At 49.7% G+C, this 356-nt stretch carries 1 protein-coding gene and 1 pseudogene; one reads left to right on the top strand and one right to left on the bottom strand.

The features are described 5' to 3' along the window. Positions 1–92: SymE family type I addiction module toxin (locus tag AC4IFT_RS22420; RefSeq protein ID WP_490752940.1), on the bottom strand; the 92-nt coding region annotated here is incomplete at its 3' end. A 95-nt stretch (positions 93–187) separates the two neighbouring features. On the opposite strand from AC4IFT_RS22420, the pseudogene AC4IFT_RS22415 reads away from it, so the two are divergent. After that, positions 188–356, top strand: a pseudogene (locus AC4IFT_RS22415) (hemagglutinin repeat-containing protein); the annotation flags it as partial.

Genomic DNA, 356 nt, shown 5'->3' with positions numbered 1-356 from the left:
CCCACCTCAAACCCTAACTCCTTCAGCCATTGACCGCTAATGGTGAGTTGTGGGCTGGGGTTGGGTTTACCTCTGTTAGCCAAGTAACCCACTATATATCGTCAGGTTTTCCCCCTCTTCTTTTTTAGCTGTCTAGCTTTTCGCCTTACAACCGCGCACTAATGCCAATCGTCGAAAAGCAAAAAGTGGCTTTGATGTCAACGTCAAAGAGCACACTCAGCTTGATGGTGCAGTGACTGCGTCAACCGCGGACAAAGACAAAAATCGCCTTGATACAGGTACGCTGGGCTGGAAAGATATCAATAACAAAGCCGACTTTACCGCCGAGCACACTGGCGGTTCGATTGGCACCGGTG

The organism is Providencia sp. UF-183, from assembly GCF_058246155.1.
The sequence above is the reverse complement of the archived record's forward strand: the minus strand, read 5'-3'. Positions and strand labels throughout refer to the sequence as shown.